General features: G+C 46.8%; 12 protein-coding genes. 6 read left to right on the top strand and 6 right to left on the bottom strand.

Translation table 11 applies throughout. The annotated features are described in order from the left end of the window. Positions 1–42: 42 nt before the first annotated feature. The 3 genes from M2387_RS24720 to malP form a co-directional block, all read right to left on the bottom strand. Positions 43–3,144 carry a glycosyltransferase gene (locus M2387_RS24720; RefSeq protein ID WP_259053337.1) on the bottom strand — a complete coding sequence of 1,034 codons (3,102 nt, stop codon included), beginning with the start codon at positions 3,142–3,144 and terminating at the stop codon, positions 43–45. 158 nt (positions 3,145–3,302) lie between these two features. Further along, positions 3,303–5,399 (bottom strand): 4-alpha-glucanotransferase, encoded by a 2,097-nt coding sequence (malQ, locus tag M2387_RS24715; RefSeq protein ID WP_259053335.1) that lies wholly within the window; start codon positions 5,397–5,399, stop codon positions 3,303–3,305. Between the two features lie 12 nt (positions 5,400–5,411). Next, complete coding sequence (malP, locus tag M2387_RS24710) at positions 5,412–7,817, bottom strand: maltodextrin phosphorylase (RefSeq protein ID WP_259053333.1); 2,406 nt, start codon at positions 7,815–7,817, stop codon at positions 5,412–5,414. A 310-nt stretch (positions 7,818–8,127) separates the two neighbouring features. Here malP and malT point away from each other — a divergent pair, with 310 nt between their 5' ends. From malT to M2387_RS24685, 5 genes are all read left to right on the top strand, one after another. Then, complete coding sequence (malT, locus tag M2387_RS24705; RefSeq protein WP_259053332.1) at positions 8,128–10,839, top strand: HTH-type transcriptional regulator MalT; 2,712 nt, start codon at positions 8,128–8,130, stop codon at positions 10,837–10,839. A 313-nt stretch (positions 10,840–11,152) separates the two neighbouring features. Continuing rightward, positions 11,153–11,362 carry a YdgH/BhsA/McbA-like domain containing protein gene (locus tag M2387_RS24700; RefSeq protein ID WP_259053327.1) on the top strand — a complete coding sequence of 70 codons (210 nt, stop codon included), beginning with the start codon at positions 11,153–11,155 and terminating at the stop codon, positions 11,360–11,362. Positions 11,363–11,648: 286 nt separating this feature from the next. Beyond that, a complete protein-coding gene (locus tag M2387_RS24695; RefSeq protein WP_259053330.1) occupies positions 11,649–11,834 on the top strand; it encodes a DUF1471 domain-containing protein in 186 nt (61 codons plus the stop codon). A 224-nt stretch (positions 11,835–12,058) separates the two neighbouring features. Then, positions 12,059–12,268, top strand: coding sequence for a YdgH/BhsA/McbA-like domain containing protein (locus tag M2387_RS24690; RefSeq protein ID WP_259053327.1), 210 nt, complete (start codon positions 12,059–12,061; stop codon positions 12,266–12,268). 499 nt (positions 12,269–12,767) lie between these two features. Beyond that, positions 12,768–13,520, top strand: coding sequence for a glycosyltransferase family 25 protein (locus M2387_RS24685; protein ID WP_259053325.1), 753 nt, complete (start codon positions 12,768–12,770; stop codon positions 13,518–13,520). 263 nt (positions 13,521–13,783) lie between these two features. Here M2387_RS24685 and malG read toward each other — a convergent pair whose 3' ends face one another. The 3 genes from malG to malE all read right to left on the bottom strand — a co-directional run bounded on the left by malG (position 13,784) and on the right by malE (position 17,642). Continuing rightward, positions 13,784–14,674, bottom strand: a complete 891-nt coding sequence (gene malG, locus M2387_RS24680; RefSeq protein WP_259053322.1) for a maltose ABC transporter permease MalG — start codon at positions 14,672–14,674, stop codon at positions 13,784–13,786. A 13-nt stretch (positions 14,675–14,687) separates the two neighbouring features. Further along, the gene (malF, locus tag M2387_RS24675; protein WP_259053319.1) at positions 14,688–16,265 is read right to left on the bottom strand and encodes a maltose ABC transporter permease MalF; all 1,578 of its coding nucleotides are present in this window, start codon (positions 16,263–16,265) and stop codon (positions 14,688–14,690) included. A gap of 162 nt (positions 16,266–16,427) precedes the next feature. Continuing rightward, entirely contained in the window at positions 16,428–17,642 is a 1,215-nt protein-coding gene (malE, locus tag M2387_RS24670) for a maltose/maltodextrin ABC transporter substrate-binding protein MalE (protein WP_259053315.1), read from the bottom strand. Between the two features lie 725 nt (positions 17,643–18,367). Here malE and malK point away from each other — a divergent pair. Further along, positions 18,368–19,477 carry a maltose/maltodextrin ABC transporter ATP-binding protein MalK gene (malK, locus tag M2387_RS24665; protein WP_259053312.1) on the top strand — a complete coding sequence of 370 codons (1,110 nt, stop codon included), beginning with the start codon at positions 18,368–18,370 and terminating at the stop codon, positions 19,475–19,477. Positions 19,478–19,534: the final 57 nt, after the last annotated feature.

Genomic DNA, 19,534 nt, shown 5'->3' with positions numbered 1-19,534 from the left:
TATTGAGTCAATTTTGCGCCCCCCGGAGTAATCATTCAGTGATCATTCACTGAATATTTTGCGAGGGATTTCCTCGTGTCGTTCCTGATGCAGTAACCGTACGTCCTGCCACCACGCCTGCCAGAGCTGTGCAACTGACTGTTCAGAATAACGGCTTGCATGACGGAAAGCATTTTCCTGCATTATCTTAAGCTTATCGGGATCGGTTAATAGGCTGATGAGTGCATCAGCGAGCGCCTGTTCATCATTATTTTCCACCAGCAAACCGGCTCCCGAATCTTTTAACAAATCACGCGGGCCATACTTAATATCAAAACTCACCAGCGGAGTACCATAACCGAATGACTCCAGAGCAAAAAGAGAAAAACCTTCATGATGAGAACATAAAACAGAACAAGCAGACTGACGATGGATCTCAGCAAGATCGGCAGAAAAACCGTGTATATAAATATTATGAGACAGGTTTTGTTGTTTTACCCACAGGGATAAATCCTCTTTTAATGCGCCCATTCCCCAGGTATGAAGTTCAGCGTCAGGCAATTTTTCCACTACACGTGAAAAGGCTCTGAACAGAAGCTGATGTTGTTTTTCTGGTGAATAACGCGCCATAAAAAGTACCCGACGTGATGTTTCTTTCTCTGGCCTGCGAGAAGTGGACTGATTATCCAGATGATGGGGAATAGTCCGTAGCCGCTGCGGGCCAGGAATTTCCTGGGCTAATTCATCGTGCTGCTGCCGGGTCAGGACAAGTAAACGGTCGAGTAACTTTTCATCCTGTAACAGATGCCCATAGGCTTGTTTATAGTGACCATTGTCCAGACGATGAGTAGAGTGAATAACCGCGCTCATCGTGGCATGTAAGATATTTTTAGGCTGTGAACAGACAAAATCACGCCAGGCCAGATTCTTATCAACCAAAAAATGCCAGGTGGTTGTTTTATCCAGGTTATGAGTCAGCATAGCGGAAGCAAACGCCCCTTCCGTTGCATAGTCACGAATCTGGCCAGCAAAAGAGAGCTGGATCTTATCGAGGGATGTTATTCCCTTATCTGTACGATAGCTCCGTCGCAGCATAATCAGGCCGCTCCGTGAACAAATAAAATCCTCATAACTGACATGTCCATGCTCATCTGCATAGCGCAGCGCCTTTATCTTTTTAGCATTATCCTGACGGATTTTAATACGCTGACCGGAAGAAAGTTCTGGCAGGGGATTCAATTCCCCGCGCTCCAGCATCTCTGGCAGCCAGTCATAGACCGTTTTAGCCTCAATCGTCTCGGGCAGCCTGCCTGTCTGCTGTAGTTCCGCGACCGTACGGGCTAAAGCAGGATTCCAGCTGGAAATAATCACCATCGGTTTGACGTCTAACTCACGTATAAACAGAGCGCAGCGTCGTATGGTTGCTATTTCAATGCCATTGCCTTCATAGCGAAAGTTTCCGCCCAGGAAGACTAACTGTTGTTTACCGCTGGGAGCAGGCAACCTATTTTCTGATGGGCGTTCATGTAAATATTTTCGATAGGCGATATAGCCGGAAAGGTAGTGCTCAACATCATCAATGCGTACTCGGTAACTGTGGTGGCGGATATAAAAGCTGCCAACAATTTTTTCAGGTTTTTTAAAGAACATGGCCAGTTCAGGCCAGAAAAAACCATTTGTCAGATAGCGGGCACGATATTCCAGTGCGAGATAAAACTGCTCAAGATTAAAATCATCTAACAGATGGCAGTGCTGGCGGTCGGCCTGTAAGCGCACAATCATACGCTGCGCCGCCATCATTAATTCCAGTAAAGTCGGATAGGTTGTCACGCGGTTCAGAACAAAGTCGAGATGTCCGCGAACGTTGTCCAGACCAAACTGGTAGTAACGTTCTTCAGGGCGATACAGCGTCAGTTCATTTACGCAATAGCTTAACCAGTGGTCATGTGCCTGCCAGTGTTTCTGAGCGATGAAATAATCCATCGCGCGTTCAACACAGGCAAGCCAGCGAGGATTTTTCGTTAAACCATAAAGACGCATCAGGGCAAATACCGCCTCGCCATCATAATAGATAATACGATGTTCCGCTTTCAGGGAGAGAGAGCCGGTATTTAACACATGACTGAAGCCACCGGTTTCACGGTTCTGCATAAAACAGATACCGTTAGCCAGGCGTTCCATTTGCGCCAGATAGCGTAAATTGCCTGTCAGTTCACTGTACTTCACCATCGCCAGAATGGAGACGGCATTGCCGCCTAACTTGATTTCATCATCCGTATCATGCAAAAAATCGGCTTCACTATCATCGGGTAGTTGATAAGTATGAATAAGGGTTTCTGACAGGGAGTGAAGGGCTCTCTCGATAGCAGAGAATTGTTGTTTATTCCTGGTGACTTCCCAGCCTTCAAGCAGCGAATAGGTTGAGCTGGCGTGGCGTAAAGTATTGTAGGTTGGGATAGCCCGGTCAAAACAGGGAAACCATCCGTAATGGTAGAGACCTGAGCTTTTTATCTGGCGAGCAAGATAGTCACTTGCCGAATAGATCATCGGTTCAAGTTCATCATGCCAGGCGTCTAACTTTCGATAGCCAGAATGTCGGCCATGAGACTCAATCGGCCAGGTTTGCTGGCCGTCACTAAATACGCTACGGGTGGAAAAACGCCAGATAAGCTGTTCAGGGTTTTCAGGCCACTGTAATTCAATACCAAAACGCTGGCGGGAATAGTTAGCCAGATTTTTGGTATTGGGCGTCGCGACCCCTTCAGTCCCCACATACAGGAGCGCATGAGCCGCTATTTCTTGTTCAAGCAGAGCGTATTCGAAAGTGGGGTTAAAACTCAGTCCAAAACGAAAATAATTACGCTTAGTGGCACGCAGTTTCTTTTGCAGATTTTCCCAGCGTAATGCTTCGATATTGCTGACGGCATCGACACGCAGCCAGCAGGGCTCTTTTGTTTCTTGCTCACACCAGCGCTGAAGGGATTTGCCAGCGGTAAGCCAGACTTCATCCAGCGTGTCGCCGCACACTTGCTCAGTACAGGCTCGCTCCTGTCCGGTACTCACACTAAAAAAGATAACGTAATGGGGAAAAGGTGAAGCGAGTGCATCCAGACTTAATTGCTCAACCGCTGGTCGAGCCTGCGCAAGTAAATGGCTGAGAGACATGTGAAAACCTTCTGGCCCGGATTGAATGCTATTTATCTAAAATAACATTAAGAAAACCAACAGGTAAGGAGGTTTTATGGAAACTGGAAAATCTTTTGTCTAAATGAAAAACTCAGGCCTGCTGAAGACCTGAGTTTATGAGTTAAAAACGTCACAAATTAACCTGCTGAGGTCTGCTTACGTCGCTTATCAATATCTTGTAATAAACGATTAACTTGCTGATCAGCAAACATCTCTTCAAGGCTGGCTGTCAGTTTACGTCGCCAGTTTGGATATTCATCAGTGGTTCCCGGAATATTTACCGGTGCCGCCATATCCAGCCAGTCTTCAGGCTGCAGCCCTAATAATGCACTGGCACTGTCAGCAATATAATGCTGCAACCCGTGGTTCAGCTCCGGGCTCATTGGCAGTAATGAAGCCTTAAGACCGACATCTTTGGGAACACAATCATACTGATGCAGTCCATCCAGCAAACCTTGCTTCGATTGCTCCCGATCCAGATAAAGCTGAGCCAGTATCTCCTGGTCAGGATATAACCCCAGCTGATTTCCCAGAGTCAAATCATCACTTTGCCAGTAACCACGCAATGTGGGTAAGTCATGGGTGGTGATGGTTGCCATGGCTTGCACCGTGTAAGATTGTGGCGCACGGAACTGATTCTCACTGTCGTGCTCAAAATAGAGCACTTTGTAGGAATACACCCCGCTATCACGCAGTTTGCCAATAATCTCTGCCGGTACAATCCCTAAGTCCTCGCCAATCACCATGCAACGATGACGCTGACTTTCCAGAGCCAGTATCGCCAGCAAGTCATCCACCGGATATTTTACATAGGCACCTTTATCTGCGGTCTGCCCGTAAGGTATCCACCAGAGACGCAGTAAGGCCATCACATGGTCAATACGTAATGCGCCACAGCTGGTCATATTGGCACGTAGCAAATCAATAAAAGGCTGATAAGCACGCGCCTCCATAACATGCGGATCCATTGGCGGTAATCCCCAGTTCTGACCCAACGGCCCTAAGATATCAGGGGGTGCACCAACGGAAGCTTTAAGACAATATAGCTCGCGATCGCACCAGGTTTCAGCCCCGCCTTCTGCCACACCGACGGCCAAGTCACGATATAAACCAACCGGCATGCTGCGTGACTGGCAGGTACGGAAACAATCATCAAACTGGCTCGCCGCCAGCCACTGTAGCCACAGGTAGAAATTGACTTCCCCTGCATGCTCACGGCAGAACTCCGCTACCGCATGGCTATGACCATCACGATATTTTTCCGGCCATACTGGCCAGCCCCACATCATAGGATCATGTTCACTTAGATGAGCATGAAGCGCATCAAATGTAGCTTGTTGATGCAGACTACTACCGCCTTGCTCAACGAATTTATGAAATGCTTTAACCCGACAGTCTTCTACCTTGCGGGCAGAAAATAAGGGAAATGCCAGACGCAATGCGGTTAATTTAAGCCTCATAACTTGCGGATAATCAACCCACTCGTTAGCCCGGGCGCTGGCAAGCGCAGCTTGCGTTTCCGGCTGATTCCACCAGGCCTGGGCGGCTTCACTGTGCTGAAACTCATCCACGCCATTGACGTCGATATAAATCACATTCAGCCAGCGTCTGGATGAAGGACTATAAGGACTGATACTTTGTGGATTTGCAGGATACAACGCATGAATCGGGTTCAAACCGATAAAGGCTCCACCGCGCTCTTCAACCTGCTCCAGCATCTGGTTTAAATCACCAAAATCACCAATACCCCAGTTATGTTCAGAGCGCAGGGTATATAGCTGCACACAAGCGCCCCAGAGTTTTTTCCCGGTCAGTAAAGCATCGGGTTCATAACAACGTTTTGGGGCGACTATCACCGAGCACTGCCACTGCTTTAAGCCTTGCTCGAGAATAAAACGGTGGTAGCCCTGCGGCAAAGACACCTCAAGGGTCAGCGTTTTTTGAGCACTGGTTCGCCCCACAAATAGCTCACCCTTTTCAGTTTGTAATTGCCATTGATAATCGCCAGAACCTGCGACAGGTAACTGTATCGGACTACCAAAAGTGAAAACTTTCACGTTGGGTAATGGCGCTTGTTCGGTCTGAGGTTCATGGAATGTCTCAATCCCTCCCATAGCCGCCAGTAATTGCAGCTTAGTTTCCGAGGAAATATCTTGCTGCTTACCATGCGCATTAATATAACTGGCAGATATTCCTGCCAGGGTTGCTGCTTGATCGAGAGATTGACGACCCATGCTGCCCTCTCCTTAACGTTTTGCTTGCCAGATTCGCTTCTGATAATCGCGAATTGAGCGGTCAGAACTGAATACGCCTACCCGAGCAGTATTGAGAATCGTACGGCGGGTCCATTCATCTTTATCACGATACAGGGTATCGATTTGCTTCTGAGCGTCACAATATGAAGCAAAATCAGCTAATACCAGATACGGGTCGCCCCCTTCCAGTAAGCTATGTAGCATCATATCAAAGGCATGTTTATCACCGTTGCTGAATGCGCCGCTGGCCAGTTCGTCGAGAATACTTTTCAGGTGAGCATCATTTTTCAGATATTTTTTCGGCTGATAGCCTTTAGCCAGAATTTCTTTTACTTGCTCAACGGTGTTGCCGAAAATAAAGATATTCTCATCACCCACTTGTTCAGCAATTTCGACGTTAGCCCCATCCAGCGTACCGACAGTTAACGCCCCATTCAGCGCCATCTTCATATTCCCGGTACCCGAAGCTTCTTTACCGGCAGTTGAAATTTGCTCAGAGACATCAGCGGCAGGGATCATCAGTTCAGCAACCGAAACGCGATAATCAGGAATGAAGACCACTTTCAGTCTGTCTTTAACCACAGGATCGTTGTTGATCTTCTCAGCGGCCTGATTAATTGCATAAATAATGTTCTTGGCTAAATAATAGCCTGGTGCCGCTTTTGCCCCAAACAGGAAAACACGCGGAACCATGTCAATGTTCGGGTTATCACGAATCTGACGGTACAACGAAAGGATATGCAACAGATTCAAATGCTGACGTTTGTATTCATGTAAGCGTTTGATCTGCACATCGAAGATAGCATTCGGGTTAATGGTGATTCCCATTACCTGCTTAACATATTCAGCCAGCTTAACTTTGTTGTCATGTTTGATTTGCTGATAACGCTGAGCGAAAGCTTTATCAGCAACGAAAGACTCAAGGCCTGCTAATGCCTCTAAATCATTCGCCCACTCTACTTTGAGTGAATCATCGATCAGGGTAGAAAGTGCAGGGTTACACTGCTTCAGCCAGCGACGCGGGGTAATACCATTGGTCACGTTATGGAATTTATTTGGCCATAATTGATAGTATTCAGGGAATAAATCTTTGATCACCAAATCGGAATGCAGCTGCGCCACGCCATTAACAGCAAAACCGCTGACGACACATAAATTTGCCATTCTGACTTGCTTGTCATGGTGTACTGCCAGTTTGGCCCACACCTTGTCATCCCCAGGCCACTGTTTGTCGACCAGTTTCTTAAACTGAGCGTTGATCTGCTTAATAATGGCAAAATGTCGTGGCAGCAGGCTTTTAACAAGTTTTTCGTCCCAGCACTCAAGCGCTTCAGGCATCAGAGTATGGTTGGTATAGGCGAAGGTTTTACTGGTAATCGCCCAGGCCGCATCCCAGTCTAACTGGTGCTCGTCCAGCAATACGCGCAGCATTTCAGGAATCGCGATGGTCGGGTGAGTATCATTCAGTTGAATAACTTCATAGTCCGGTAATTCGGCTAATTTACGCCCAGCCTGGTGGTGTTTGCGTAAGATATCGGCGACAGAGCAGGCACACTGGAAATATTGCTGCATCAGACGCAAGCGCTTACCGGCCAGATGGTTATCATTTGGGTATAAAACTTTGGTCAGTTTTTCAGCTTCTACGCCCTGTTGTTCCGCAAGCAGGAATTTCCCGTCATTAAACTTAGTTAAATCAAACGGGTGCTGATGCGTTGCCTGCCATAAACGTAACGGCTGGGTCACACCATTGCGATAACCGAGTACCGGTAAATCCCATGCTTCACCGCGAATACTAAAGTCCGGACGCCACAACTGGCGACCATCGGCCTGTTTTTCCAGTTTGCCACCAAAACCGACGTCGACTGCCAGAGCAGCATTGTGCTGGAACCACGGGTAGCTTTCACGATGCCAGTTATCCGGCGCTTCCTGTTGTTTACATTCACTGAAAGACTGACGGAACAGACCGTACTGGTAATTTAAGCCGTAACCGGTAGCGGGTTGTTCAACGGTTGCCATTGAATCCAGGAAACAAGCGGCCAGGCGCCCTAAGCCACCATTACCTAATGCCGGGTCGGTTTCCTGCTCCAGCAAATCACTTAAGTTGATCTGCTGCTCGGCCAGTAATTTTTCAACCTGATCGTACCATCCGAGGTTAATCAGGTTATTGGCAGTCAAACGGCCAATTAAAAACTCCATAGAAATGTAGTTTACATGGCGTTGTACTGGCTTAATTTTACTGGGTGCCGGTTGCGCAGCCAGCTGTTCGGCCAGTGCCGCACTAACAGCCTCCCACCATTGATGCTGATTCATTTGCTGAGCAGAGGTTAAACCAAAACGCTGCCATTGACGGGTCAGCGCGGCCAGGAAATCGTCCTTTTTTAGCATAGGCTGTGACATAGGAGGTCTCTAATCTGTGAGTGGGATAATCTTATATTCATCCTGCCAATGAACGCTGATAACAACATCATCCCGACAAAGGCTTAGCTGGGGATGAGTCGCAGGGCGTAGCTAAAACTGTGATCTGACGCAGACAACAGCCATAGGAAACAGCATCTGCATTACATTAATATAGTTGTCATTCGCTCTCAGCAGTGTTAATTAGTCATAAGAATAATGACTCTCATGAGTGGCTGTAGCATTTCACTACCAATGACATGATAAGAATCAGGCCTCCCTTTCACCGGATCTATTTCAAACCGGACACAGCATGCTGATCCCATCAAAACTGAGCCGTCCAGTACGGCTGCAAAATACCGTAATACGTGACCGCTTACTGGCTCAGCTATCTGATGTCGGTGATTACCGTCTGACATTAATAAATTGTCCTGCCGGCTACGGTAAAACGACCCTGATAGCCCAGTGGGCCGCTGATAAGTCAGATCTTGGCTGGTATTCTCTGGATGAAAGTGACAATCAACCTGAACGATTTGCCAGCTATCTGATTGCGGCCGTTCAGGCAGCGACTGGCGGTCATTGTAGTAAAAGTGAAGCCCTGAGCCAGAAGCATCAGTACGCCAGTCTTTCTGCGTTATTTTCGCAATTATTTATTGAACTGTCCGACTGGCAGGGCCAGCTCTATCTGGTTATCGATGACTACCATCTGATAACCAATGATGCGATTCATGAGGCTATGCGGTTTTTCCTGCGCCATCAGCCAGAAAATTTAGCCTTAGTGATACTCTCCCGTACATTACCACCTCTGGGGATTGCTAACCTGCGAGTACGCGATCAGTTGCGTGAGTTAGGCATGCAGCAATTGGCCTTTAATCACCAGGAAGCCCAGCAATTCTTCGATCACCGTTTATCGGTGCCACTGGAACAAGGTGATAGCAGCCGGTTCTGTGACGAAGTGGAAGGCTGGGCAACCGCATTGCAATTGATAGCCTTGTCCTCGCAACAGCCCAACTCTTCGGCACAAAAATCGGCTAAACGTCTGGCCGGGCTGAATGCCAGCCATTTATCAGATTACTTAGTCGATGAAGTACTGGATCTGGTCGATAGAGAGTCTCGCACCTTCCTGCTGCGTTGCTCAGTGCTCCGCTCCATGAATGATGCACTGATTGTTCGTTTGACCGGTGAGGATAATGGTCAGCAGCGGCTGGAGGATCTGGAACGGCAGGGTTTATTTATTCATCGTATGGATGACAGCGGGGAATGGTTCTGTTTCCACCCGCTGTTTGCCGCTTTCTTACGCCAGCGTTGCCAGTGGGAATTGGCGCTTGAACTTCCAGAATTACACCGTACAGCCGCTGAAGGGTGGATGGCGTTGGGCTTTCCCGCAGAGGCGATTCACCATGCGCTGGCATCAGGTGATGTCGCTATGTTGCGTGATATTTTGCTGCAACATGCCTGGACGCTGTTTAACCACAGTGAACTGACGCTGCTGGAACAATGCCTGAACGCTCTGCCCTATTCTTTATTGGTACAAAACTCTGAACTGGCATTATTACAAGCCTGGCTCGCGCAAAGCCAGCATCGTTACGGTGAAGTGAATACTCTGCTTGAACACGCAGAGTCAGCGATGCAAGACCGAAAAATTCCTGTCGATGAGATTATGCAGGCCGAATTTAATGCGCTGCGCGCTCAGGTAGCTATTAATGCCGGGAAACCGGATGAAGCAGAGCACCTGGCAGCAGAGGCCCTTAAAATACTGCCGCTTGATAATTTCTATAGCCGCATAGTCGCAACGTCAGTTACCGGAGAAGTTCACCATTGCAAAGGGGAACTGAGTCGCGCCCTGCCGATGATGCAGCAAACCGAGCAAATGGCGCGCCGCCACGAAGTCTATCACTATGCTTTATGGGCGTTATTACAGCAGAGTGAGATTCTGATTGCACAAGGGTATCTGCAAGCCGCTTATGAAACTCAGGATAAAGCCTTTGAATTAATTCATGAACAGCATCTTGAACAGTTGCCGATGCATGAATTCTTGCTGCGCATTCGCTCTCAGGTGCTCTGGTCATGGTCAAGGCTGGATGAAGCTGAAGAAGCAGCGCGTAAGGGTATTGAAATTCTGGTTAACTACCCTCCACGCCAGCAGTTACAGTGCCTGGCGATGCTGGCAAAATGTTCGCTGGCTCGCGGGGATCTGGATAATGCCAATATGTATATTCAGCGTTGCGAGGAGCTGCAATACGATAGTCAGTATCATCTTGACTGGAAAACCAATGCGGATAAACCGCGAATTATTCACTGGCAGATGACCGGAGATAAAGAGGCGGCAGCCAACTGGCTACGCGATGCGGAAAAACCGGGAATGGCCGATAACCACTTTTTGCAGGGTCAATGGCGTAATATTGCCCGCATCCAGATTATGCTGGGTCGTTATAATGAAGCGGAAGTGGTCCTCGATGAACTCAATGAGAATGCGCGCCGCTTACGTTTAACCAGCGATCTTAATCGTAATCTACTATTGAGTAATATTCTTTACGGGCAAACTGACCGTAAAAGTGAGGCTCAAAAAGCCTTAATTGAGTCACTGTCATTGGCCAATCGCACCGGCTTTATCAGTCACTTTGTGATTGAAGGTGAGACTATGGCGCAGCAGCTACGGCAACTGATTCAGCTCAATGCGTTACCTGAATTAGAGCAACACCGTGCCCAGCGGATCCTCAAAGATATTAATCAGCATCATCGCCATAAGTTTGCCCATTTTGATGAAGTGTTTGTCGATAAGCTGCTCACGCACCCGCAGGTACCGGAATTAATCCGCACCAGCCCATTAACTCAGCGTGAATGGCAGGTATTAGGGTTGATTTACTCCGGCTACAGTAATGAGCAAATTGCCGGTGAACTGGATGTTGCGGCCACCACCATTAAAACGCATATCCGTAATTTATATCAGAAAATGGGCGTCAGCCATCGCCAGGAAGCAATACAGCAGGCCCAGCGTTTATTAGAGATGATGGGGTATGTTTGACCACAATAGTGGTCACTGCTTTAAAAGAAATAAAAACGGCCGATCTCAGGATCGGCCGTTTTTATGCCCCATATACTCTTTCAGCATATGAATTTGAAACTTCCCGCAGATATTCGGATTTACCGTAGTCCCCCCTGCTGCTCACTGTCTCAATCAGCTTCACCACCTGTGAATAACCACAACACATATCAATCTATTATTTTGAACAAGATAAGCAAATAGCTCCGATTTCATTGAATCATCATCCTCGATATTATTATCACATCAGGCCAACAGCGCCTCCTAATGAATAATGAAACACAGGAATATGACCATGAAAACCATCAAAACTTTTGTTGCAGTTACCGCTCTCTCTCTGATGTCTATGGGTGCCTTCGCACAAAGTATCAGCGCCACTGCATCCACCCTGGACGGTGCTGAAGCGAAAATTGCTGCCAAAGCCGCCGAGCAAGGCACCAACTATAAAATTACCAGCGCCATCGTTAACAACCAGGTACATATGACCGCCCAGCTGGATAAATAAAGAATGGTCGCAGAAGGAACTGCCGGAAAGGCCGCCAGAGATGGCGGTCATATTTCGGTTAGCCGATGCGATAATGAAAAACCTCTTAATTGAGGTTTTTTTTGTTTTTGGGGTTAGCTCAAGGGCAGATTATTTTCTTCATAAAACCACGGATTATATAGGCCTATTATTTTGAACAAGGTGAACAAATAGTTCCAATTTCATTCAACCATTATGTCCGATATTATCTATTACATCAGGCCGCCAACAGTGCCTCCTCATAAAAACGACACACAGGAACATGGCTATGAAAACAATCAAAACCTTTGTTGCAGTGACCGCTATTTCTTTGATGTCGATGGGTGCCTTCGCACAAAGTGCCAGCGCCACCACATCAACCCAGAATGCAGCTACTACTAAAATGACGGACCAGGATACTCAGCAGGATAACCGTTGCCCACTGGCTAACGACCGTTTCCTTATAGATGCATAACTCAGCTGGCACGAGAATACAAAACCTCTTAAATGAGGTTTTTTCGTTTTTGGGGTAAACCAAAGACAGGGCGCCATCTTTCGAATTACCGCAACACCATTGATCTATTATTTTGAACAAGATAAGCAAATAGTTCCGATTTCATTCAATCATCATCCTCGATATTATTATCACATCAGGCCAACAGCGCCTCCTAATGAATAATGAAACACAGGAATATGACCATGAAAACCATCAAAACTTTTGTTGCAGTTACCGCTCTTTCTCTGATGTCTATGGGTGCCTTCGCACAAAGTATCAGCGCCACTGCATCCACCCTGGACGGTGCTGAAGCGAAAATTGCTGCCAAAGCCGCCGAGCAAGGCACCAACTATAAAATTACCAGCGCCATCGTTAACAACCAGGTACATATGACCGCCCAGCTGGATAAATAAAGAATGGTCGCAGAAGGAACTGCCGGAAAGGCCGTCAGAGATGACGGTCATATTTCGCTTAGCCGATGCGATAACGAAAAGCCTCTTAAGTGAGGTTTTTTTGTTTTTGGGGTTAGCTCAAGGGCAGATTATTTTCTTCATAAAACCACGAATTATATAGGCCTATTATTTTGAACAAGGTGAACGAATAGTTCCGATTTTATTCAATCGCCATCAGCGAAATTTCATCAAACTGGAGTATGACTGAGGCTACAGTGGCTGATAAGGGACTCAGCAGGACACAAGTTGCGTCATGGCTAACGACCGCTCCCTTATAGATCCGTAGCCGATTGACTGCTCTTATCTGGTGGTGACAGAAAAGCGTTAATACCTGTAAAGTATCAGAAAACCCTATTGATTGAAGATATCATCCTATGCTTTAAATAGATTAATTTATATTTAATTGTTTTTTTGATATATTATTCTGAGAGCATATCAAAGAACGGCAAGGATAGTAAAAATGAAAGTGTTTGTAATTAACTTAGAGCGTGAAGTTAATAAAAAAAACAGAATAATAGAACAATGCAATAAGTTAAATTTAAAATTTGAAATGTATAATGCGGTTGATGGAAGTAAATTATCGGAAGATTTCCTGAGAGAAAATGTTTTAGATTATGGTAATAATTTCCTGACAAATGGTGAAATAGGTTGTTCTTTAAGTCATATAAATTTATATAAAAAAATAGTTAATGACAAACTACCCTATGCATTAATACTGGAAGATGACGCTATTATAAATGATAAGTTATTAGAATTTATATCTGAATTCGAAAAACACAATAAGAAGGAGGGTATGTTCTTATTAACGGGTGACTTCAGCTATATTGAAAATAAAAAAACAAGCTTAGGTGATTTTGACATTTATCCTATTACCGGAGCCTCGATGACCACTGGTTACATCATTACTCTTGGAGCGGCAAAGAGAATGGTAGATTTCCTTTTACCTGTAAGATTTGAAGCCGACAGATTTAAATTTTTCCATATTTGTACCGGCGTTAAGATTTTTGCAACAATGCCTCATATTGTTAGTAATAATGATAAAAATAAAGAATCATCATCATTAGAGATGGAAAGATCTTTGTTAGTCGATAACAGAATGAATTATATAAACAATCTGTTTCAAAAGAAAGAAAAGAGAAGAAAGGTCGCCATTTTCTTTTGGCGTATATTTGTCCGTAAATTTGAAAAAGTAAAAGAATATAAAGATTATTAGATCATATTTTCAATATACAGGTCGCATCACTGCACAGGCGTTTTTGCCAAACAGGTGAGTCGTCGACGGGAAAAAGCCCTGTGCCTGATGATTAATGGCATCGGGTCTGTCGCTATTACGGGAAGTGGACATCACCACAGTCAACAAACAGCACAATATGCTTGCCAGCCATAAAAATGGCGGCCACGAAGGCCGCCTCAAAGACACAGTACCAGAAGGAAAATAATACAAATTAAGCAGTGGTATGATGAAACAAAAACACGTTAACCTTTCACTCCACCCGCAGTTAAGCCACCCACTAACCAGCGCTGTGCCAGCAGGAAGACTGCGGTAATTGGAATGGCGGACAATACTGCGGCGGCGGCAAAGTCACCCCACAAATAGTTTTGCGGATTAAGATACTGCTGCATACCGACACCCAGGGTGTAACTCTCAACATCACGTAATAACAGTGATGCGACTGGGACTTCAGTAATAGCAGCAATAAATGACAGAATAAAGACGACCGCTAAAATAGGTACTGATAGAGGTAAAAGCACCAGTCGGAAAGCCTGCCATGGCGTCGCGCCATCTAACGCAGCCGCTTCTTCAAGTGAGCTGTCGATGGTTTCAAAGTAGCCTTTAATCGTCCAGACATACAAAGCAATCCCGCCAAGATATGCAAAGATAACGCCACCATGCGTGTTCAGACCGATAAACGGCATGTACTGACCAATACGGTCAAACAAGGCATACAACGCGACCAATGACAGCACGGCAGGGAACATCTGGAAAATCAGCATGCTTTTCAGCAAGGTATTTTTTCCCTGGAAACGCATGCGGGCAAAAGCGTAGGCACAGGTGGTCGACAGAGCAACAATACCTATCGACGTGATTACCGCAATTTTAACCGAGTTCCAGAGCCACAGCAGAACCGGGAATGGCGGAGGAGTCACGGTGCCATCAGCATGCGTCACACTGAAACCCAGCGCCAGTTTCCAGTGTTCCCAGGAAATTTGATCCGGGATCAAACTTCCGGTTGCAAAGTTTCCGGGACGCAGCGAAATGGCAATAACCATCAGCAGCGGGAACATAATCATCGCAATAAAAACCCACATCAAAAGATGTGTACCGAATAGACGCAAGCGCTGAGATTTAGGTTGAACCATGGCCATCTGCATCTCCTCCTTAGTCAAAATTCATTTTACTGGCTTTCAAATTCAGTAACGCAAGAGCGCCTACCAGAATGAAAATCAGTGTTGCAATAGCAGCGGCTAACCCAAAGTCCTGTCCACCGCCGCCTTCAAAGGCAACACGATAGGTGTAGTTGACCAGTAAATCGGTATAACCCGCAGGCGTACTGGTGCCTATCATATCCGGGCCACCTTTGGTTAATAACTGAATCAATACGAAGTTATTAAAGTTAAAAGCAAAGCTGGCAATCATCAGGGGTATTAGCGGTTTAATCAGCAACGGGAAAGTAATACGGGTGAAGTTCTGGAATGGCCCGGCACCATCCATCGCTGATGCTTCATATAAATCATCGGGAATCGCTTTCAGTAACCCCATGCACAGGATCATCATATAGGGGTAACCAAGCCAGGTATTAACGATTAACACCATGCTCTTGGCGGTCAGCGGATCGCTGAACCATTCAGGTTTGATACCAAATAATTGGTTGAGCATCACGTTGATCTCACCAAAACTTTGGTTAAACAAGCCTTTGAATATCAAGATGGAAATAAAAGCAGGTACCGCATAAGGCAGGATCAGCAGTACGCGGTAGATAGCTTTGCCTTTCAGCGCCTCCCACTGCACCAGGCAGGCTAATACCATGCCGACAGCAACGGTGAAAATAACACTCAATACTGAGAAAACAACGGTCCAGATAAAGATAGAGATAAAGGGTTTCTGAATACCTTCATCTTGCAGTACCCGCATGAAGTTTTTCCAGCCGATGGTGATAGTAAACCCCGGGCTGAGCTTCTCATTTTCCCATTGTCCCTGGGCATTTATCGCCTGATAGAAGCCGCTATCCATATTCGGTCGATAGACGACGTGCGTCTGATTATTGACCAAATCCTGACCCTCTTCAGCCAGGGTATACAGCGGGCTGGCTTCAGCAAACTGGCGCAATGAACTCATACGTAATTCACTGCCATTAGGCAGAATGGCGACCAGTCCATTCAGGGCCTGGCGATTCTGAGTAATCACTCTCAGGGAGGCACGCTCACCGGTTTGTTCTTCAGTGGCTGGTGCTAGCGTTAATTGTTGTTCGCCCCCTTCATTTAAATTGAAAGGGTCGGAAATAAAGACGGTGTTGTTATCGGGTGATGTGAGCTGTAAACGCCATTGGTCAACATCAGGATAAAGACCAAAGCTGAAAGTCTGCCCGGTCTGGAACTGACGGTCCATTAACACGGACTGTGCACGCTCAAAGGTTAACTGGTTGGTACTGCTGTAGTTGGTAAAGGCAATGGCAATAGTACAAATCAAGGGGAACAGTACAAATAGCCCCATCCCTGCTATACCGGGATAGACATAACGCCATGCATAGGCACGACGATTAGCAAAAACATACAGCCCCAGACTCACCAGAATGAGTGTCACTATAGCAAAAAGGTATTCACCCTGAGCATACATCAACATGATCAAATAGCAGGTGAATAAGCTTAATGCGCCGATAACTAGCCATTTAAGCGTGTCACTCTGCCACCAGGCTATTTTCTTTTTACGGCTTTGAAACTCGGAGTGGGATAACTGCATAATGGTCCCTTCGCTACTCTTTGTACTTGAAATTACAGCTGCATTAGCTGCTCTCTTTACTTATATCATCCCTGCGTCTTGCCTTGATCAGACTGCTACATGTCGCGTTGGGTTAAGCAAGTCCTGTCGGGATACGGCAAACCGTACCCCGAGGCCAGAGTTTTACTCTTTGATAATACGCGCAGCAGCATCGTCCAGCGCGGCATCAACCGTTTGACGACCGCTGATTGCGTTTAACACCGCACTGCGGGTGGCATACCAGAAGGCAGCCATTTGTGGGATATTCGGCATGATTTCGCCGTATTTGGCGTTTTCCATAGTAGCCGCAATACGTGGGTCTTTTGCCAGTTGCTCCTGATAGGAAATCAGAGCAACGGCACCCAGTGGTTTGTCTTTATTGACGTCCGCCAGGCCTTGATCGGTTAACAGGTAGTTTTCCAGGAACTCGGTCGCCAGTTCTTTGTTCGGGCTGGCAGCATTAATACCGGCAGTCAGTACGCCAACGAAAGGTTTAGAGTGCTGGCCATGGAAGGTTGGCAGCACAGTTACGCCATAATTGATTTTACTTTTATCCAGGTTGCCCCATGCCCAAGGGCCATTAATGGTCATCGCGGTATCCCCTTTATTAAAGGCCGCTTCAGCAATGGAATAATCGGTATCTGCGCTGATTTGTTTGTTTTTCACCAGGTCGACCAGGAATTGCAGACCCGCTTTCGCGCCAGCATTATTTACACCAACGTTTTTCACATCATAAACGCCGTTTTCATATTTAAAGGCATAACCACCATCAGCGGCGATAAGTGGCCAGGTGAAGTAGGGTTCTTGTAAGTTCCACATGATGGCGCTCTTACCCTTAGCCTGCAGAGTTTTATCGAGTGCCGGAATTTCTTCCCATGTTTTTGGCGCTTCTTTGATGAGGTCTTTGTTATAAATCAGCGATAAGGCTTCAACTGCAATCGGATAACCGATCAGCTTGCCATTAAAGCGAACCGCGTCCCAAGTGAAGGGGAACAGTTTTTCCTGGAAGGCTTTTGAAGGATTAATTTCTGCCAGTAAGCCTGATTCAGCGTAACCGCCAAAGCGGTCATGCGCCCAAAATATAATGTCCGGGCCATCACCCGTAGCGGCTACCTGTGGGTATTTTTCTTCCAGTTTATCCGGGTGCTCAATAGTGACTTTGATGCCCGTATCTTGCTCAAATTTCTTACCGACTTCAGCCAGCCCGTTATAGCCTTTATCGCCATTGATCCAGATAACCAGTTTACCTTCTTCAATTTTGGCAAACGCAGAGGAGGAGAGCACGAGCGAAGTGAGTGCTGAAAGCGCTAAAACACGTGCGGTTTTACCAATGCCGGATTTTTTGAAGCTGCAAGTCATAATTCAATCCTTTTATCCAATTATGTGGGTACCGACTTTTCGTGAATCATTAGCTATTAATATGCTGTCTGTTTTTCAGACCGGTGCGGCTATGAGTCACTCAGTAAGGGCGTGGCAGCGTTGCAATAGATTGAGCTACAAGAATTTATCATATTGACTATAGTGCAATTTATTACACAGCATAAACATTACGCCATCATATTGAGTCAGACAGGGCTTCCCATCATCCCCCCCCTCTCTACGCCCCCCTGAGAGTTATTGTGATCCAGTTAACACTGTGGCCGATTCTGTGGTGTAAGGCACAACAATGGAGGTCTAAATTTGCGTGGCAGATCACGTATTTCCACTTACCGTTGAACGCTCCCCCATAAAGGCTGTCCTTTCATCCTCCCATCTCCTCCCCCCATGAAATACCTCGTCTCGGATGATTACCCCCTGCCGTCAATCCCGCACTATCACCCTCATTGAAACACCACCACCAAAGAAAATGTTGTTCCGTTAATTATTACAGCCAGTCAGGACGCTGAAGCATTAACCCGCATGTCGCTCTATACTCAGGTCGCGACGTCGTCCGGGGCAACCTTGCGAAAGCATGGCGGTACGACGCGCCGCAAGAGTGTCATCAGCGGCTGGAAGTTATCGATGGATCATATCGGAATCTTCTTCCGCCATTGACTGAGGTCTGGTTCACATGAAAGTTGTTTGCGAAAGCGAAGGAGTAACAGATGGCTAATGTAACGCTGAGTGGCGTTTATAAGGCCTTTGGCGAGGCTGTGATTTCCAAAGATATCAATCTGGAAATCGATGACGGTGAATTTGTGGTGTTTGTTGGGCCATCAGGGTGCGGAAAATCAACGCTATTGCGCATGATTGCCGGTCTTGAGGACATCACCTCCGGTGAGTTGTTGATTGGTGGTAAACGCATGAATGAAGTGCCTCCGTCTGAACGCGGTATCGGCATGGTGTTTCAGTCATACGCACTTTATCCCCACTTGTCTGTAGCAGAAAACATGTCTTTCGGTCTGAAACTGGCCGGTGTGAAGAAAGCCGAAATTAACCAGAAAGTGAATCAAGTTGCTGAGGTACTGCAATTAGCTCACCTGCTGGACAGAAGACCAAAAGCGTTATCCGGTGGTCAGCGCCAGCGTGTTGCGATTGGTCGTACCCTGGTCGCAGAACCCGATGTGTTCTTACTTGATGAACCGCTTTCTAACCTTGATGCCGCGCTAAGAGTCCAGATGCGCATTGAGATCTCGCGGCTTCATAAACGTCTGCAGCGGACCATGATTTACGTCACCCACGATCAGGTCGAAGCCATGACCCTGGCTGACAAAATTGTCGTCCTGGATGCCGGCAATATTGCACAGGTAGGTAAGCCGTTAGAGCTGTATCACTACCCTGCCAATCGCTTTGTTGCGGGCTTTATCGGTTCGCCAAAAATGAATTTCTTACCGGTTAAAGTGACCGCAGCTGAACCACGTCAGGTCCAGGTTGAGCTGCCTAACCGCCAGCTGGTCTGGCTGCCAGTGGAAGGGACTGAGGTTCAGGTCGGGGCCAATATGTCATTAGGTATCCGCCCTGAGCATTTGCTGCCAAGCAATGCCTCTGAAGTCACGCTGGAAGGCGTAATTCAAGTCGTTGAGCAACTGGGTAATGAAACTCAAATTCATATTCAAATTCTGGCAATACGTCAGAACCTGGTTTATCGCCAGAATGACGTGGTGCTGGTAGAGGAAGGTGCAACATTTTCTATCGGGCTGCCGCCGCACCGCTGCCATCTGTTCCGTGAAGATGGTTCGGCCTGTAAGCGGCTGTACCAGGAGCTGGGCGTCTAGTCAGACGTCCTGCTTACGAACAATGTTAGGCACAAATGCCGACAGGCAAATATAACA

It is taken from the genome of Klebsiella sp. BIGb0407 (assembly GCF_024807845.1).
In the GTDB taxonomy this organism is placed as follows: Bacteria; Pseudomonadota; Gammaproteobacteria; order Enterobacterales; family Enterobacteriaceae; genus JGM124.
The sequence above is the reverse complement of the archived record's forward strand: the minus strand, read 5'-3'. Positions and strand labels throughout refer to the sequence as shown.

What these genes read in the sequence shown, in the direction of transcription:
- M2387_RS24720 (WP_259053337.1), bottom strand. Translation starts at nt 3,144, where the DNA reads ATGTCTCTCAGCCATTTACTTGCGCAGGCTCGACCAGCGGTTGAGCAA.
- malQ (WP_259053335.1), bottom strand. Translation starts at nt 5,399, where the DNA reads ATGGGTCGTCAATCTCTCGATCAAGCAGCAACCCTGGCAGGAATATCT.
- malP (WP_259053333.1), bottom strand. Translation starts at nt 7,817, where the DNA reads ATGTCACAGCCTATGCTAAAAAAGGACGATTTCCTGGCCGCGCTGACC.
- malT (WP_259053332.1), top strand. Translation starts at nt 8,128, where the DNA reads ATGCTGATCCCATCAAAACTGAGCCGTCCAGTACGGCTGCAAAATACC.
- M2387_RS24700 (WP_259053327.1), top strand. Translation starts at nt 11,153, where the DNA reads ATGAAAACCATCAAAACTTTTGTTGCAGTTACCGCTCTCTCTCTGATG.
- M2387_RS24695 (WP_259053330.1), top strand. Translation starts at nt 11,649, where the DNA reads ATGAAAACAATCAAAACCTTTGTTGCAGTGACCGCTATTTCTTTGATG.
- M2387_RS24690 (WP_259053327.1), top strand. Translation starts at nt 12,059, where the DNA reads ATGAAAACCATCAAAACTTTTGTTGCAGTTACCGCTCTTTCTCTGATG.
- M2387_RS24685 (WP_259053325.1), top strand. Translation starts at nt 12,768, where the DNA reads ATGAAAGTGTTTGTAATTAACTTAGAGCGTGAAGTTAATAAAAAAAAC.
- malG (WP_259053322.1), bottom strand. Translation starts at nt 14,674, where the DNA reads ATGGCCATGGTTCAACCTAAATCTCAGCGCTTGCGTCTATTCGGTACA.
- malF (WP_259053319.1), bottom strand. Translation starts at nt 16,265, where the DNA reads ATGCAGTTATCCCACTCCGAGTTTCAAAGCCGTAAAAAGAAAATAGCC.
- malE (WP_259053315.1), bottom strand. Translation starts at nt 17,642, where the DNA reads ATGACTTGCAGCTTCAAAAAATCCGGCATTGGTAAAACCGCACGTGTT.
- malK (WP_259053312.1), top strand. Translation starts at nt 18,368, where the DNA reads ATGGCTAATGTAACGCTGAGTGGCGTTTATAAGGCCTTTGGCGAGGCT.